Consider the following 15,464-nt stretch of genomic DNA (forward strand, 5'->3'; position numbering starts at 1 on the left):
CGTTGAAAACGGCTTTTCTCCAGCTCGCACAGGTTCTGCGTATCGCCCCTGTCCGCCCTCGTCGGCGCGGCGGGGCGCTGCGCACCGGTTCGGTGAACGGTGGCGCTCTGCCACGGTGATCTCCGTCCGCTCAAAACCCGACCGCTTCACAATTTCCCCTACCGCTCGGCGGGCCGTCCGGCATCGCCCGGGTGTCTGCCAACCCAGTCACATTGCCCGCGACATTTTTTCCCCTAGACTTGCCCGAACAACGAGATAGCGCCTGTTTTTCAGGTGACATGCCAGATGGGTACTGCCGGATGCGGGCCGCCTCGCCAGGCGTTCGAGGGTTAGCGATGAGCATGCAGAAAAAGCCACAGATGGCGGAGGCCGTGCTGTTCTTCAACGACAGCGGCGTCTGCAAGGAAATGCTGTATCCCGAATTCGAGGCGCTGCTCGATGGCCTGGTGCGCATGCCGGAATACGCCGACCGGCAGATGCACCTGGCCTATGTGTTGATCAATCCGCGCCTGCAGGCGCGGGCGGCGGTGTTCTTCTATCTCGATTTCGACGAGCAGGGCGGCGCCGACACCGGCTGGAACCTGCCTCTGCGCAACCTCGCCGAACGCGCCGGACGCGGCCCCGACATGGGCGGCGGGCCGATCCGCCTGGCCTGTCGCAGCCAGTGCCCGGTGTCCTGGCACCAGATGCACCTCTGGGACCCGGAGAGCAGCGCCGGACGCAACCATTTCGTGCTCATCCGCGACGCGCTCAGGCGCAACCAGCTGGGCCTGCTGGTGGACGAAGAGCCTGCCGCGGTGGAGCCGCAGCGGCTGCAGATGGCCGCCGAAGAGCAATGGTACGCCGCCGGTCCCGCCGCCCCGAAGGCACCGCCCGCGGAGCCTCCGCGCAAGCAGGAGGACGAGCAGACGGCGCGCCTGGCGCAACTGGTCAAGCAGCAGCGACAACAGCTCGCCGCCCTGGCCCGGCAGCAGGAGCAGCGCCTGGCCGGGCTCGCCCGGCAGCACGAAGAGGAACTGGCCAGGCGCGAACAGGACGCCCGCGGGCAACTGGACATCCTGCGCAGCGAAGTGCTCAGCCTGCAACAGGCCCTGGAACGGCAGGCGCGGGAGAACGCCGAATTGCAGCAGCGTCTGCTGGAGCAGGGCGAGCAGTTCCAGCGCAACCGCGAGGAACTGACCCGGCAACTGCGTTTCATCGAGAACCAGGGGCGCAACGAGACCGACCTGCTGCGCTCGGAGTTCGCCGACGAACTGGAGGCTCGGGTGGCGGCGGCGGTGGCCGGCTACAAGGAGCAGATCTCGATCCGCGACGTCGAACTGGCCTACCGCAACGAGCTGGACCAGCAACTGGAGCAGGAACTGGCCGAGCTGCGCGCCGAGCGCGACCGTCTGGCCGCCCAGGGACCGGAGCAACTGCTGGAGCGTCTATCCGGCCAGGGCGTGGTATTCGTCGCCTACCATCCCGGTGCCGGGCACCTGACCATCCCCTTGCAGGACATCCCGCGTTACCAGGACAATCCGCTGGCCTACGCGGCGGCCAAGTGCTTCGTCTCCGAGAGCCAGTACCGCCAGTGGCTGGACCACTTCCAGCAGCCGCGCTGCGAGGCGCTGCTGCCCGGCGGCGAACGCTGCAACCTGCCGCTCGACCGGGTCGACAACCCGGCGCGCTTCGTCGCCGGCGACACCAACTGCTGCGCCCGGCACAAGACCACGGGGCGCCTGCGCACCGTGAGCTGACTCCTTGCCGTTTCCCCACTGGTCACCGCATACACCCTTGCAGCGTCTCGAACTCGACTGGCTGCAACGGGCCGGGGTCGAACTGGCGCTGCTGCGCCTGGACCAGGCCGATCCGCTGATCTCCGGCAACAAGGGGTTCAAGCTCGCGCCACACCTGGCGCTGGCCCACGGGCAGGGGCTGGACGGCCTGATCAGCCTCGGCGGCGCCCATTCCAACCACCTGCACGCGCTGGCCGGCGCTGGCGCGCGTTTCGGTTTCCGTTGCGTCGGCCTGTTGCGCGGACACGAAGTCGATACGCCGACGGTGCGCGACCTGCGCAGTCTCGGCATGGAACTGCACTGGCTCGGCTACGGCGGCTATCGCCAGCGGCATGCCGCCGGCTTCTGGCTTCCCTGGCGGGAACGTTACCCAGGCTTGCTGCCGGTCGCCGAGGGCGGTGGCGGGCTGCTGGGCGCGCGCGGTTGCATCGGGCTGGTGGAGCGCATAGCGACCCAGTTGCCGACGCTCGGCTGGGACGATTACGACGCGATCTGGGTGGCCGCCGGTACCGGTACGACACTGGCCGGCCTGGTGCTCGGCGAGGCCGGGCGGCATCCCGTGGTGGGCGCGCTGGCGGTGCCGGAGGACCACGGCGTCGCCGCCCAGGTCGCGGCGACCCTTGCCGAGGCGGGCTGGGCCGATGCCGGCTATCGCCTGCTGGACGCCAGCCGTGGCGGTTTCGCCCGCCTCGATGGGAAATTGGCGCGGTTCATCGTCGAGTTCGAGACGGCCAGCGGCGTCGCCCTCGAACCGCTGTACACCGGCAAGCTGCTGCTCGCCCTGCGCGAGGCCGTGGAGAGCGGCGCGGTGGCTCGCGGCAGCCGGCTGGTGGCGCTGCACAGCGGAGGCCTGCAGGGCCGCCGGGCATTGCAGGAGCGTTTGCTGGCGTTGCTCTGATCAGGCATCCGCGGCCTGGCGCGCGCTACCCCACAGGCTGAGCCCCGGTGGCCAGTCGTCGCTGGCCAGGAACAGGCGCTCGGCCTCTACCCAGTAGCCGTCGCGCGGCACCACCCTTACCAGCATTTGCGGACGTGCCTCGTCGGCGAAGGCGATGTTCCAGCAGGCGCCGTCGCGCGGTGGGTCGAGCGGGTCCTGCCGCCGCATGGCCGGCGCCAGCCAGTGCTCGCGCGACAGATGCAGCCAATGCTGCCCGGTCTGCGGTCCGGCCAGGCTGGCCAGGTACGCCGGCCAGTCGCGCTGGCGGAGCCAGCGGCCACGCAGATGCCGTGGCTCGATGTCGGCGGGCAGGCTGCCCGGCCCGGGCCAGGGATGGAACAGGTAGCCGCTCAGCCACAATGCGGAAACGGCCGATTCGGCGCCATGGGCGGCCAGCACCTGGCGACCCTCGCGGGTCGCCGCCAGCGGCAACTGGTGTCGGCAGAGGTGTTCCAGCTTGCGTGACAGGCGGTCCTGGCCGCCGGGCCCGAGCCAGTCGCCGGGGCCGGACTGGGGCCCCAGGTAGAGTTTGATCGCCAGTTCCAGGTGGTGGATGCCGTCGTCGTCCCGCAGCAGCAGGTCGAGTTCGCCAAGGGTATGCCCGCCGTCGCGCACCGGCAGGTTGGCGGCGATCAGGCGCACGTCCGGGGCCTGTTCCAGGGCGAATTGCCAGAGATGTTCGTAGTACAGGCCGAGACGCTGCCGTGGCCATTGCGCGAGCCAGGCGGCGAGGTGCTGCGGCTGTCGCTCCTGTTCGCGCAACCAGGCGGCCAGGCGCTCCGGCTCCTGGCGCCAGCGGCTGGCGGCGAGCGGATGGCGCTGCGGCTCCGGGGTCCGGCGCAGCAACGGCGGGGCGAGCAGGGTCCAGGCCAGGTCGCGGACGGCCGGGTGGTGCAATTCGTCGAGCAGTTCGGTCAGCAGCGTCATACCCTGAGGTTAGCCGGGTTGCGCCACTCGCGGCGATTTCCCGTACATGCGCGGGTTTGCCGCTGTCCGCGGCTTTCGCCCATAATCCGCTCTATCCCGCCCGCCAGCTTTTCGCAGGAACCGCATGGAACCCTTTCGCAATATCGGCATCATCGGCCGCCTCGGCAGCACCCAGGTGCTGGACACCATTCGCCGGCTGAAGAAATTCCTGATCGATCGCCACCTGCATGTGATCCTCGAGGACACCATCGCCGAAGTCCTGCCCGGACACGGCCTGCAGACCTGCTCGCGGAAGATCATGGGCGAGATCTGCGACCTGGTGGTGGTGGTCGGCGGCGATGGCAGCATGCTCGGCGCGGCCCGAGCGCTGGCCCGGCACAAGGTGCCGGTGCTGGGGATCAACCGCGGCAGCCTGGGCTTCCTCACCGACATCCGCCCGGATGAACTGGAGGCCAAGGTCGGCGAGGTGCTGGACGGCCAGTACATCGTCGAGAGCCGCTTCCTCCTCGATGCCCAGGTGCGTCGCGGTATCGACTCGATGGGGCAGGGCGATGCGCTCAACGACGTGGTCCTGCACCCGGGCAAGTCGACCCGGATGATCGAGTTCGAGCTGTATATCGACGGCCAGTTCGTCTGCAGCCAGAAGGCCGACGGCCTGATCGTCGCCACGCCCACCGGTTCCACCGCCTACGCGCTGTCCGCCGGCGGTCCGATCATGCATCCGAAGCTGGATGCCATCGTCATCGTGCCGATGTACCCGCACATGCTTTCCAGCCGCCCGATCGTAGTGGACGGCAACAGCGAGCTGAAGATCGTCGTGTCGCCGAACATGCAGATCTACCCGCAGGTCTCCTGCGACGGGCAGAACCATTTCACCTGCGCCCCCGGCGATACCGTGACGATCAGCAAGAAGCCGCAGAAGCTGCGCCTGATCCACCCCATCGACCACAACTACTACGAGATCTGCCGGACCAAGCTCGGCTGGGGCAGCCGCCTGGGCGGAGGCGACTGATGCAACTCGACCCCGGACGTGGCTACGACCTGATCGGCGATGTCCACGGCTGCGCGCATACCCTGGACCGCCTCCTCGACCTGCTCGGCTACCGCCTGCAGGGCGGCGTCTGGCGCCATCCGCGGCGCCAGGCGCTGTTCCTCGGCGACATCGTCGACCGCGGCCCGCGCATCCGCGAGGCCCTGCACCGGGTGCACGCGATGGTCGACGCCGGCGAGGCGCTGTGCATCATGGGCAACCACGAATTCAACGCGCTCGGCTGGAGCACTCCGGCGGCGCCCGGCAGCGGCCGCCAGTACGTCCGCGAGCATACGCCGCGGCATGCCCGGCTGATCAAGGAGACCCTCGAGCAGTTCGAGGGCCACGACGCCGACTGGCGCGACTTCCTCGGCTGGTTCCAGCAACTGCCGCTGTTCCTCGATGCCGGGCGCTTCCGCATGGTCCATGCCTGCTGGGACGGCGAGCTGATCGCGACCCTGCGCCGGCAGTTCCCCGACGGGCGGATCAGCGAAGCCTTCCTGCAGGAGTCGGCGGAGCCCGGCAGCTTCGCCGACCTGGCCTGCAACCGCCTGCTGCGCGGTACCGACATGCGCCTGCCGCACGGTGCCACCCTGACCAGCAGCGATGGCTATACGCGCGCCTTCTTCCGCACCAAGTTCTGGGTCGAGGACGAGGCGCCGCGCACCTACGGCGATATCGTCTTCCAGCCCGACGCGTTGCCCGAAGCGATCGCCCGCGAGCCGCTCAGCGAGGAGCAGAAGTCCAGCCTGCTGACCTACGGCGCCGACGAACCGCTGTTGTTCGTCGGCCACTACTGGCGACGCGGCACGCCGGCGCCGATCCGGCCGAACCTGGCCTGCCTGGACTACAGCGCGGTGATGTACGGCAAGCTGGCGGCCTACCGCCTGGATGAGGAAACCCGCCTGGACCGGCACAAGTTCGTCTGGGTCGAAGTGAAGCGGCCGGAGGCTGACGAGTGAGCGCGGTGCAGGTCCTGAAGTTTCCCCTGTCGGTCGACCTGGCCGGCTTCGTCGGCCTGCTGCGGCGTCTGAACGTGCCGCACCGGGTCAGCGAGGAATCCGGCCAGCAGGTCCTCTGGGTGCCCGACGAGCGGCTCGCCGAGCAGGTCCGCGAGTTGTACCGGCGTTATCCCGAAGGCGATCCGCAGGCGACCCTGGAGGCCGCGCCGCGACCGGCGGGGCAGGGTTTCGTCCGGCAACTGCGGATGAGCCCGATGACCGCCGCGGTGTTGCTGCTGACCTTCGTCGTCGCCGCTGTCACCTACCTTGGCGACAACTTCGCGACGATGCGCTGGCTGACCTTCCAGGACTTCCGTATCCAGGGCCAGTACGCGCTGTTCACGCCGTTGGCCGAAAGCCTGGCGGCGGGTCAATGGTGGCGGCTGTTCACGCCGATGCTGATCCACTTCGGCTGGCTGCACCTGGCGATGAACGCCATGTGGTTCTGGGAGCTGGGCCGGCGCATCGAATTCCGCCAGGGCCGTCCGATGCTGCTCGGCCTGACCCTGCTGTTCGGCCTGGTGTCCAACGTGGTGCAGTACGCGGTGAGCGGCGCCAGCCTGTTCGGCGGGTTGTCCGGGGTGCTCTATGGCTTGCTCGGGCACTGCTGGATCTTCCAGTACCTGGCGCCGAACCAGGCCTATCGCCTGCCCAGGGGCGTCGTGGCGATGATGCTGATCTGGCTGCTGGTGTGCCTGTCCGGGGTGATCGACCTGCTCGGCTTCGGCTCCATCGCCAACGGCGCGCACGTTGGCGGGCTGCTGGTCGGTTGCCTCAGCGGTTTGCTGGGCGGCCTGCTGGCGCGGCGTCGCCGTTGAGCGAGGGGCTGCGGCAGCTTCGATGTGCGCCGCCGGCCCCGGCCCGGTAGAATGGCCGGTACGCCTTTTCACCGGAGCCGGCCATGTCGTCCTTCAATCAAGCGATCGAGAACATCACTCCTGAGATCTACCAGAACCTCAAGCTGGCCATCGAGATCGGCAAGTGGCCGGACGGCCGCAAGCTGACCCAGGAGCAGAAGGAACTCTGCCTGCAGGCGGTGATCGCCTGGGAGCTGCAGAACCTCCCCGAGGAGGAGCGCACCGGCTACATGGGCCCGCAGCACTGCTCCTCGCATTCCGACGAGCCGATCCCGAACATCCTGTTCAAGTCGGACTCCGTGCACTGATGGAAGAAATCGCCCGCGGCGCGCTGAGCAAGATGACGGCGCGCCTGGAAAGCAATGCTCCCGTGCAATACGCCTTCCGCCTCGACGACCGCGAAGTCGCGGTGAACCCGCTGATCGGCCGGCCGCTGCGCCTGGAGTACCTCGGCAGCATCTTCTGCACCCATTGCGGCCGCAAGACGAAGAAGAGTTTCAGCCAGGGCTATTGCTATCCCTGCTTCACCCGGCTGGCGCAGTGCGACAGTTGCATCGTCAGCCCGGAGAAGTGCCACTACGAGCAGGGCACCTGCCGCGAACCGGAGTGGGGCGAGCGGTTCTGCATGACCGATCACGTGGTGTACCTGGCCAACTCCTCCGGGGTGAAGGTCGGCATCACCCGCGCCAGCCAGATTCCCACCCGCTGGATCGACCAGGGCGCGCGCCAGGCGCTGCCGATCCTGCGCGTGGCCACCCGCCAGCAGTCCGGCCTGGTGGAAGACCTGCTGCGCAGCCAGGTCGCCGACCGCACCAATTGGCGGGCCATGCTCAAGGGCGAAGCCGAGCCGGTCGATCTGGCGGCAGTCCGCGAGCAGTTGTTCGACCAGTGCGCCGACGGCCTGCGCGAATTGCAGCAACGTTTCGGCCTGCAGGCGATCCAACCGGTTATCGACCTCGATCCGCTCGAGATCGCCTACCCGGTCGAGGCCTACCCGAGCAAGGTCGCCAGCCTCGACCTGGAAAAAACGCCTATCGTCGAAGGCACGCTTCGCGGTATCAAGGGCCAGTACCTGATCCTCGACACCGGGGTGATCAACATTCGCAAATACACGGCCTACCAGATCGCCGTGCATCACTGAGCAGAAGGGCCACAAGCCATGCGCACCGAGCAACCGAAAGTCATCCACCTCAAGGACTATCAGGCGCCGGACTACCTGATCGACGAGACCCACCTGAAGTTCGAACTGTTCGAAGACCACAGCCTGGTACACGCCGAGTTGAAGCTGCGGCGCAACCCCGAGCGCGGCGCCGGCCTGCCGCCGCTGTTGCTGCATGGCCAGCAACTGGAGCTGCTGGCGCTCGAACTGGACGGCCAGGCGCTCGGCGCGGACGACTACCAACTGGACGACGAGCAGCTCGGGGTGCAACCGCGGCAGGCCGAATTCGTCCTCAGGAGCACGGTGCGTATCCATCCGGAGAGCAACACCGCGCTGGAAGGCCTGTACAAGTCCGGCAAGATGTTCTGCACCCAGTGCGAGGCCGAGGGTTTCCGCAAGATCACCTATTACCTCGACCGTCCCGACGTGATGAGTCGCTTCACCACCACCGTCAGCGCCGAACAGCAGCGCTACCCGGTGCTGCTCTCCAACGGCAACCCGGTGGCCAGCGGTTCCGAAGGCAACGGCCGGCACTGGGCGACCTGGGAAGACCCGTTCAAGAAGCCGGCCTACCTGTTCGCCCTGGTCGCCGGCGACCTCTGGTGCGTCGAGGACAGCTTCCGCACCATGAGCCAGCGCGACGTGGCGCTGCGCATCTACGTCGAGCCGGAGAACATCGACAAGGTCCAGCACGCCATGGACAGCCTGAAGAAGTCGATGCGCTGGGACGAGGAGGTCTACGGCCGCGAGTACGACCTGGACATCTTCATGATCGTCGCGGTCAACGACTTCAACATGGGCGCGATGGAGAACAAGGGCCTCAACATCTTCAACTCCAGTTGCGTCCTGGCCCGCGCCGAAACCGCCACCGACGCCGCCCACCAGCGGGTCGAGGGCGTGGTGGCGCATGAGTATTTCCACAACTGGTCGGGTAACCGGGTCACCTGCCGCGACTGGTTCCAGCTGTCGCTCAAGGAGGGCTTCACCGTATTCCGTGACTCGGAGTTCTCCGCCGACATGAACTCGCGCACGGTCAAGCGCGTCGAGGACGTCGCCTTCCTGCGCACCAACCAGTTCGCCGAGGACGCCGGGCCGATGGCGCATCCGGTGCGCCCCGACTCGTTCATCGAGATTTCCAACTTCTACACCCTGACCGTCTACGAGAAGGGCTCGGAAGTGGTGCGGATGATCCACACCCTGCTCGGCGCCGAAGGCTTCCGCAAGGGCTCGGACCTGTACTTCCAGCGCCACGACGGCCAGGCGGTGACCTGCGACGATTTCGTCAAGGCCATGGAAGACGCCAATGGCGTCGACCTGACCCAGTTCAAGCGCTGGTACAGCCAGTCCGGCACTCCGCGCCTGGCGGTGGAAGGCGAGTACGACGCCGCCGCCCGCCGCTACACCCTGACGGTGCGCCAGAGCTGCCCGCCGACTCCCGGCCAGCCGAGCAAGGAACCCTTCGTCATCCCGCTGGAGCTGGGTCTGCTCGACGGCCAGGGCCACGAACTTCCGCTGCGCCTGGAAGGCGAGGCCGTGGCCCAGGGCGGCAACCGCGTGCTGGCGGTGACCGAGGCCGAGCAGCGCTTCGTCTTCGTCGAGGTGCCGGAGCAGCCGCTGCCATCGCTGCTGCGCGGCTTCTCCGCGCCGGTGAAACTGAGCTTCCCCTACAGCCGCGACCAGTTGCTGTTCCTCATGCAGCACGACAGCGACGGCTTCAACCGCTGGGAGGCCGGCCAACAGCTTTCGGTGCAGGTCCTGCAGGAGCTGATCGGCCAGCACCAGCGCGGCGAGCAACTGGTACTCGACCCGCGCCTGATCGAGGCCTACCGCACCCTCCTGGCGGACGAGGCGCTGGACCAGGCGATGGTCGCCGAGATGCTCTCGCTGCCCAGCGAGGCCTATCTCACCGAGATCAGCGAAGTCGCCGATGTCGACGCGATCCATGCCGCCCGCGAATTCGCCCGCCAGCGTATCGGCGAAGCGCTGTTCGAGCCGCTGTGGCAGCGTTACCAGGCCAACCGCAAGATTTCCCGCGACACCGCCTACCTCGCCGAGGCCTCGCACATAGCCCGGCGCAGCCTGCAGAACATCGCGCTGTCCTACCTGTCGCTGTCGGGCCGGGAGGAAATCCTCGCCGCCTGCCTGGAGCAGTACGAAGGCTGCGACAACATGACCGAGCGCCTGACCGCCCTGGCGGTGCTGGTCAACTCCGGCTTCGAGGCGGAGAAGGGCAAGGCCCTGGCCATGTTCGCCGATTACTTCAAGGATGACCCGCTGGTGATGGACCAGTGGTTCAGCGTGCAGGCCGGCTCGCCGCTGCCGGGCGGGCTGGAGCGGGTCCAGGCGCTGATGCAGCACCCGGCCTTCACCCTGAAGAACCCGAACAAGGTGCGCGCGCTGATCGGCGCGTTCGCCAACCAGAACCTGGTCAACTTCCATCGTCCTGACGGCGCCGGCTATCGCTTCCTCGCCGACCAGGTGATCGTGCTCAACGCACTCAACCCGCAGATCGCCTCGCGCCTGCTGGTGCCGCTGACCCGCTGGCGCAAGTACGACGAGGCGCGGCAGGCGCTGATGCGCGGCGAGCTGGAACGCATCCTGGCCTCCGGCGAATTGTCCAGCGACGTCTACGAAGTGGTGAGCAAGAGCCTGGCCTGATCCGCCAGCTTCGCCCGGAAGAGGGTGTTACTGGCCACTGGCTGGTAACGCCCTTTGTTACTTCTGGGAATCGCTTCACTGTTTTCCATTGATGGAGTCCGCTTAATCGTGTTTCGCGAACCTCCCTGCGCAGGCTCTGCGAAGGGACTTTTCGCGCCACCGGCGAAATTCGCCTGGCGCGTTTTGTCGGACACTTCCTGTTTTCTGGTCAGTGAATGAACAGTCATCCCGCAGGAAGTCCTGTTTTTTTCGCAATCCATTGAATTGCCTGGAGGATTCCGTTGAATTGGCATCCCGGTTGCACTGCCTCGTCGCGCGGTTCCCTTTCGTCGATGCTAGGCCGGTGACGCCGCGACCACCCATAACAAGGCCGCAGAGAAACGGCCGAACGGCGAACCGCCCGCAGTGGCGGCGCCCAACGCATGACCACATGGAGTGAGTTCCCGATGTACATCCCCAACCGCCAGCCCCGGCTGCGCTCCGCGCCGGCCCGGGCCGGCTTCGCCTTCGCCGGGCTGCTGCCGCTGCTGGGCGGCCAGGCCCAGGCCGTCGAATTCAGCTTCCTCGACAACGAGGTGTCCGGTTCGCTCGACACCACCCTGTCCTACGGCACCCTGTGGCGGGTGCAGGGGCAGGACAAGAGCAACAATGACATCAACACCAACGACGGCAACCGCAACTTCGATACCGGCCTGGTTTCCGAGGTCTACAAGATCACCTCGGACCTGGAGGCGACCTGGCGCAATTATGGCGTGTTCATCCGCGGCACGGCGTTCTATGACACCCAGATCATGGACAAGCGCAACGACTACTACAGCCACAACGATCCATCGCAGCCGAGCCAGAGCTATCCCCACGACGACCGTTTCACCAGCCAGACCCGCGACATCGCCGGGCACAAGGCGGAAATCCTCGACGCCTACGTCTACGGCAGCTGGGACATCGGCAACATGCCGCTGAGCGCGCGCTTCGGCCGCCAGGTGTTCAACTGGGGCGAGGGCATCTTCTACCGTGGCGGGGTCAACACCACCAACCCGGTGGACGCCGCCAAGTACCGCCTGCCCGGTTCCGAGCTCAAGGAAGTGCTGATGCCGGTGGAAGCGCTGAGCTTCAACATCGGCCTGACCGACAACCTGTCGATGGAAACCTTCTACCAGTGGAACTGGAAGGAAACCCGCCTCGACCCGGTCGGTACCTTCTTCTCCGAGACCGACCTGTTCGCCGACGGCGGCAACACCGGCTACAGCGACTTCACCGGCACCGCGCTGGACACCCCGGTGCCCGGCTTCGGCAACGTCATCGGCCTGTACCAGGCGCTGGGCAACAATCCGCTGCTCAGCGGCGCGCTGAAGAACACCGGCCTCTATGCCAACGGCGTGACCCCGGCCTACGGCAACGTGATGAAGGTGTCGTCCATCGGCAAGGACATCAACGCGCGCAACGACGGCCAGTTCGGCGTGGCCTTCCGCTACATCGCCGAGGAACTGAACAGCACCGAGTTCGGCTTCTACTTCGTCAATTACCACTCCAAGGAACCGACCCTGTACGCCGACATCGGCGACTATGCCGGGGCCGACCTGGCGGCGCTGGCCAACACCCTGCGGCCGATCGCCGGCAACCTCGCCGAAGCCCTGGCCAACGGCCTGGTGACCGCCGACGTGATGGGCAACATCAATGCCCGCCGCGAGTTCGCCGAAGACATCCGCATGTACGGCTTCAGCTTCAACACCACGGTGGGCGACGCCTCGGTGTTCGGCGAGCTGGCCTATCGGCCGAACCTGCCGATCGGCATCGCCGCCACCAACGACCTGATCGGCGACCTCGCCCACGGTGCGGCGGAAGCCGCCAACGGCGGGCAGATCAACGTCGGCGGGCAGATGGTCGGCCTCGGCGGGCAGATCCACAACTACGAGCGGGTCGAGGCGTTCAACACCTCCCTCGGGACCATCTACAACTTCGGCCCGTCGCTGAGCTTCGACTCGTTGACCGGCGTCGCCGAGCTGGCCTCGGAACACCTGCGTGGCAGCAGCCTGAAGTACACCGCCTACGACGGCAGCACCCGCTACTATGCCGGGCGCGGCAACAGCTCGTACGTTTCCGGCGGCGACCGTGGCGACCAGGTGAACCGCAACGCCTACGGCTACACCCTGCTGCTCAGTGGCACCTGGAACGACGTGTTCGCCGGGGTCAACGTGTCGCCCTACGTGGTCTACAAGGACGACTTCGAAGGCAACTCCTACCAGACCGGCAACTTCATCGAAGGTCGCAAGGCCTACACCCTGGGGATCAAGGCCACCTACCTGAACAGCCTGGAAGGCGAACTGCAGTACACCGAGTTCTACGGCGGCGGGCAGAACAACAACATCCGCGACCGCGACAACATCGGCCTGACCGTGAAGTACTCCTTCTGACCGAACCGATAACGACACGGGCGCCGCGAGCGCCCGGCACCTCACACGGAGAACCCTCATGTTGAACAAGCACCTGCTGATCGGCGCTTCCCTGGCGCTGGCACTGGGCAGCGGCGGCGCGCTGGCCGGCGTTTCCGCCGGCGAGGCGGCGCAACTGAAGTCGAGCCTCACCCCGCTGGGCGCGGAGAAGGCCGGCAACGCCGCCGGCAGCATTCCCGCCTGGACCGGCGGCATCACCCAGGCGCCGGCCGGCTACAAGCCGGGCCAGCACCACCCGGACCCGTTCGCCGCGGACAAGCCGCTGTTCACCATCGACAAGGCCAACCTGGAGCAGTACAGGGAACACCTGACCCCGGGCCAGTTGGCGCTGTTCAAGACCTACCCGGACAGCTTCCGGATGCCGGTCTACCCCAGTCGCCGTTCCGGCTCGGCGCCGCAGTGGCTGTACGACAACACCTTCGCCAATGCCACCAGCGCCAGGCTGCTGGACGGCGGCAACGGGTTCGCCGACGCCTATGGCGGGGTGCCGTTCCCGATTCCGAAGAGCGGCGTGGAGGCGCTGTGGAACCACGTCGCCCGCTACCGCGGCACCTATGTCGTGCGCCGCGCTTCGGAAGTCGCGGTACAGCGCAACGGTAGCTATTCGCTGGTGACCTCGCAGCAGGAAGCGCTGTTCAAGTACTACCTCAAGGGCGGCAGCTTCGCCGACCTGAACAACCTGATGTTCTACTACCTGTCGTTCACCAAGAGCCCGGCGCGCCTGGCCGGCGGCGCGGTGCTGGTGCACGAGACCCTCGACCAGGTCAAGGAGCCGCGCCAGGCCTGGGGCTACAACGCCGGCCAGCGCCGTGTGCGGCGTGCGCCGAACCTTGCCTACGACACGCCGATCGCCGCCGCCGACGGCCTGCGCACCGCCGACGACACCGACATGTTCAACGGCGCGCCGGACCGCTATGACTGGAAGCTGCTGGGCAAGAAGGAAATCTACATTCCCTACAACAACTACAAGGTCAGCAGCCCCGAGGTGAAGTACGAGGAACTGCTCAAGCCGGGCCACCTCGATCCGCAATACACCCGCTACGAGCTGCACCGCGTGTGGGTGGTGGAAGGTACCCTGAAGCCGGGCGCGCGGCATATCTACTCCAAGCGCACCCTGTACCTCGACGAGGACAGCTGGAGCGCGGCGGTGGTCGACCAGTACGACGGTCGCGGCGAACTGTGGCGGGTGTCGATGGCCTACCTGAAGAACTTCTACGACCTGCCGTACACCTGGAGCGCGCTGGATGTGTTCCACGACCTGCAGGCGCGTCGCTACCACGTGCAGAACCTGGACAACGAGGAGCCGGGTACCATCGACTTCACCCAGGCGATACCGGACGACTCCTACTTCAAGCCCTCGGCCCTGCGCCGCCGCGGCACCCGCTGATCGCTCCGCTCGCCGGCGCCGACCGCTTCCCTCCGGGGAGGAGGGCGGCGCCGATCCCCCGTTACAGACGGCTTACACGCTTAACAAAAGATAACGTGGCTTCAATTGTCTCCGTCGCCAAACGCTGGCTATATAACGCTCACCACGAACCACTAATAACAACAACGGGGACGGTATCCATGCGTGAGCCCATGACGTGGCGCACTTCGCCCGGCCAATCCGCGGACGCTTTGCGGCATCCGGCCATTCCTTCCAGATCGCCCCTGGCCAGCAGGGCCCTGTCGTTTCTCGGGGCGCTTTCTCTTCTGACCTTCGCCGCCACCCCGGTCCTGGCCGAGTCGACGCCAACCGCCGCGTCGCCGCAATTCGCCGTGGAGTCGCCGAAGGCCGCCAGCAGCCTGCTGCTCAGCGTCGCCCATGCCGGCAAGCGGCTGGTCGCGGTCGGCGACCGTGGGCATATCCTGCTCTCCGACGACGACGGCAAGACCTGGACCCAGGCCAAGGTGCCGACCCGCCAGTTGCTCACCTCGGTGTTCTTCGTCAACGAGCGCAAGGGCTGGGCGGTCGGGCACGATGCGCAGATCCTCGTCAGCGACGACGCCGGCAGCACCTGGACCAGGCAGTTCGAGGACCTCGGCCGCGAAGCGCCGTTGCTGGACATCTGGTTCGCCGACGAACAGCACGGCCTGGCCGTCGGTGCCTATGGCGCGCTGCTGGAGACCCGCGACGGCGGCCAGCACTGGGAAGACGTCAGCGAGCGCCTGGACAACGAGGACCAGTTCCACCTCAACGCCATCGCCGCGGTCAAGGACAACGGCCTGCTGGTGGTCGGCGAAGCCGGCAGCCTGTTCCGCTCGAAGGACTGGGGCGCCACCTGGGAAAAACTCGAAGGCCCCTACGAGGGCTCGCTGTTCGGCGCCATCGGTACCGCCGATGCGGGCGGCGTGCTGGTCTACGGCCTGCGCGGCCACCTGTTCCGCTCCGCCGATTTCGGCGACAGCTGGGAAGAGATACCGCTGAAGGCGGCGTCCGGCGACCTGGAATTCGGTCTCTCCGACGGTGCGCTGCTGGCGGACGGGCGTATCGTCGTGGTCGGCCACGGCGGCAGTGTCCTCGAAAGCACCGACGGCGGGCGCAGCTTCAGCGTGTTCAACCGTCCCGACCGGCTGTCCCTGGCCGGCGTCAGCGCCACCGGCGACGGCCACCTGATCCTGGTCGGCCAGGGCGGCGTGCACCTCGCTGCGGCGAACGGTGCCGCGCTCGAACAACAACAATAAGGC

12 protein-coding genes are annotated in these 15,464 nt (G+C 67.0%); 11 read left to right on the forward strand and 1 reads right to left on the reverse strand.

The genetic code is table 11. The features are described from left to right. Positions 1 to 299 precede the first annotated feature (299 nt). Together ACYAF3_RS20815 and ACYAF3_RS20820 are read left to right on the forward strand one after the other, a co-directional pair. Positions 300 to 1,739 (forward strand): hypothetical protein, encoded by a 1,440-nt coding sequence (locus ACYAF3_RS20815; protein WP_016852652.1) that lies wholly within the window; start codon positions 300 to 302, stop codon positions 1,737 to 1,739. A gap of 37 nt (positions 1,740 to 1,776) precedes the next feature. Continuing rightward, the gene (locus ACYAF3_RS20820; RefSeq protein ID WP_057392331.1) at positions 1,777 to 2,676 is read left to right on the forward strand and encodes a 1-aminocyclopropane-1-carboxylate deaminase/D-cysteine desulfhydrase; all 900 of its coding nucleotides are present in this window, start codon (positions 1,777 to 1,779) and stop codon (positions 2,674 to 2,676) included. Here the strand turns inward: ACYAF3_RS20820 and ACYAF3_RS20825 are convergent, their stop codons facing one another. Then, positions 2,677 to 3,642, reverse strand: coding sequence for a DUF1853 family protein (locus ACYAF3_RS20825; protein WP_019726529.1), 966 nt, complete (start codon positions 3,640 to 3,642; stop codon positions 2,677 to 2,679). Between the two features lie 124 nt (positions 3,643 to 3,766). Between ACYAF3_RS20825 and ACYAF3_RS20830 the strand changes: the two genes are divergently transcribed. The 9 genes from ACYAF3_RS20830 (at position 3,767) to ACYAF3_RS20870 (ending at position 15,461) form a co-directional block, all read left to right on the forward strand. Continuing rightward, positions 3,767 to 4,654: an NAD(+) kinase gene (locus ACYAF3_RS20830; RefSeq protein ID WP_003091343.1), complete on the forward strand. Its 888-nt coding sequence runs from the start codon at positions 3,767 to 3,769 to the stop codon at positions 4,652 to 4,654. Further along, entirely contained in the window at positions 4,654 to 5,634 is a 981-nt protein-coding gene (locus tag ACYAF3_RS20835; RefSeq protein ID WP_003091336.1) for a metallophosphoesterase, read from the forward strand. Before ACYAF3_RS20830 ends, ACYAF3_RS20835 begins: the two co-directional genes overlap by 1 nt. After that, entirely contained in the window at positions 5,631 to 6,491 is an 861-nt protein-coding gene (locus tag ACYAF3_RS20840) for a rhomboid family intramembrane serine protease (RefSeq protein WP_003104987.1), read from the forward strand. The genes ACYAF3_RS20835 and ACYAF3_RS20840 overlap by 4 nt, the downstream gene beginning before the upstream one ends. Before the next feature lie 83 nt (positions 6,492 to 6,574). Continuing rightward, positions 6,575 to 6,838 (forward strand): YeaC family protein, encoded by a 264-nt coding sequence (locus ACYAF3_RS20845; protein ID WP_003104989.1) that lies wholly within the window; start codon positions 6,575 to 6,577, stop codon positions 6,836 to 6,838. Next, a complete protein-coding gene (locus tag ACYAF3_RS20850) occupies positions 6,838 to 7,671 on the forward strand; it encodes a DUF2797 domain-containing protein (RefSeq protein ID WP_003091329.1) in 834 nt (277 codons plus the stop codon). Before ACYAF3_RS20845 ends, ACYAF3_RS20850 begins: the two co-directional genes overlap by 1 nt. Positions 7,672 to 7,689: 18 nt before the next feature. Continuing rightward, on the forward strand, positions 7,690 to 10,347 hold the full coding sequence (gene pepN / locus ACYAF3_RS20855) for an aminopeptidase N (RefSeq protein ID WP_003116455.1): 2,658 nt from the start codon (positions 7,690 to 7,692) through the stop codon (positions 10,345 to 10,347). Positions 10,348 to 10,793: 446 nt separating this feature from the next. Continuing rightward, positions 10,794 to 12,758 (forward strand): DUF1302 domain-containing protein, encoded by a 1,965-nt coding sequence (locus tag ACYAF3_RS20860; protein WP_003104994.1) that lies wholly within the window; start codon positions 10,794 to 10,796, stop codon positions 12,756 to 12,758. 58 nt (positions 12,759 to 12,816) lie between these two features. Continuing rightward, a complete protein-coding gene (locus ACYAF3_RS20865; RefSeq protein ID WP_003091320.1) occupies positions 12,817 to 14,184 on the forward strand; it encodes a DUF1329 domain-containing protein in 1,368 nt (455 codons plus the stop codon). Positions 14,185 to 14,363: 179 nt separating this feature from the next. Beyond that, entirely contained in the window at positions 14,364 to 15,461 is a 1,098-nt protein-coding gene (locus ACYAF3_RS20870) for a WD40/YVTN/BNR-like repeat-containing protein (protein WP_003122447.1), read from the forward strand. Positions 15,462 to 15,464: the final 3 nt, after the last annotated feature.

The organism is Pseudomonas sp. TZ252 (assembly GCF_056110345.1).

What these genes read in the sequence shown, in the direction of transcription:
- ACYAF3_RS20815 (WP_016852652.1), top strand. Translation starts at nt 300, where the DNA reads ATGCGGGCCGCCTCGCCAGGCGTTCGAGGGTTAGCGATGAGCATGCAG.
- ACYAF3_RS20825 (WP_019726529.1), bottom strand. Translation starts at nt 3,642, where the DNA reads ATGACGCTGCTGACCGAACTGCTCGACGAATTGCACCACCCGGCCGTC.
- ACYAF3_RS20830 (WP_003091343.1), top strand. Translation starts at nt 3,767, where the DNA reads ATGGAACCCTTTCGCAATATCGGCATCATCGGCCGCCTCGGCAGCACC.
- ACYAF3_RS20835 (WP_003091336.1), top strand. Translation starts at nt 4,654, where the DNA reads ATGCAACTCGACCCCGGACGTGGCTACGACCTGATCGGCGATGTCCAC.
- ACYAF3_RS20845 (WP_003104989.1), top strand. Translation starts at nt 6,575, where the DNA reads ATGTCGTCCTTCAATCAAGCGATCGAGAACATCACTCCTGAGATCTAC.
- ACYAF3_RS20850 (WP_003091329.1), top strand. Translation starts at nt 6,838, where the DNA reads ATGGAAGAAATCGCCCGCGGCGCGCTGAGCAAGATGACGGCGCGCCTG.
- pepN (WP_003116455.1), top strand. Translation starts at nt 7,690, where the DNA reads ATGCGCACCGAGCAACCGAAAGTCATCCACCTCAAGGACTATCAGGCG.
- ACYAF3_RS20860 (WP_003104994.1), top strand. Translation starts at nt 10,794, where the DNA reads ATGTACATCCCCAACCGCCAGCCCCGGCTGCGCTCCGCGCCGGCCCGG.
- ACYAF3_RS20865 (WP_003091320.1), top strand. Translation starts at nt 12,817, where the DNA reads ATGTTGAACAAGCACCTGCTGATCGGCGCTTCCCTGGCGCTGGCACTG.
- ACYAF3_RS20870 (WP_003122447.1), top strand. Translation starts at nt 14,364, where the DNA reads ATGCGTGAGCCCATGACGTGGCGCACTTCGCCCGGCCAATCCGCGGAC.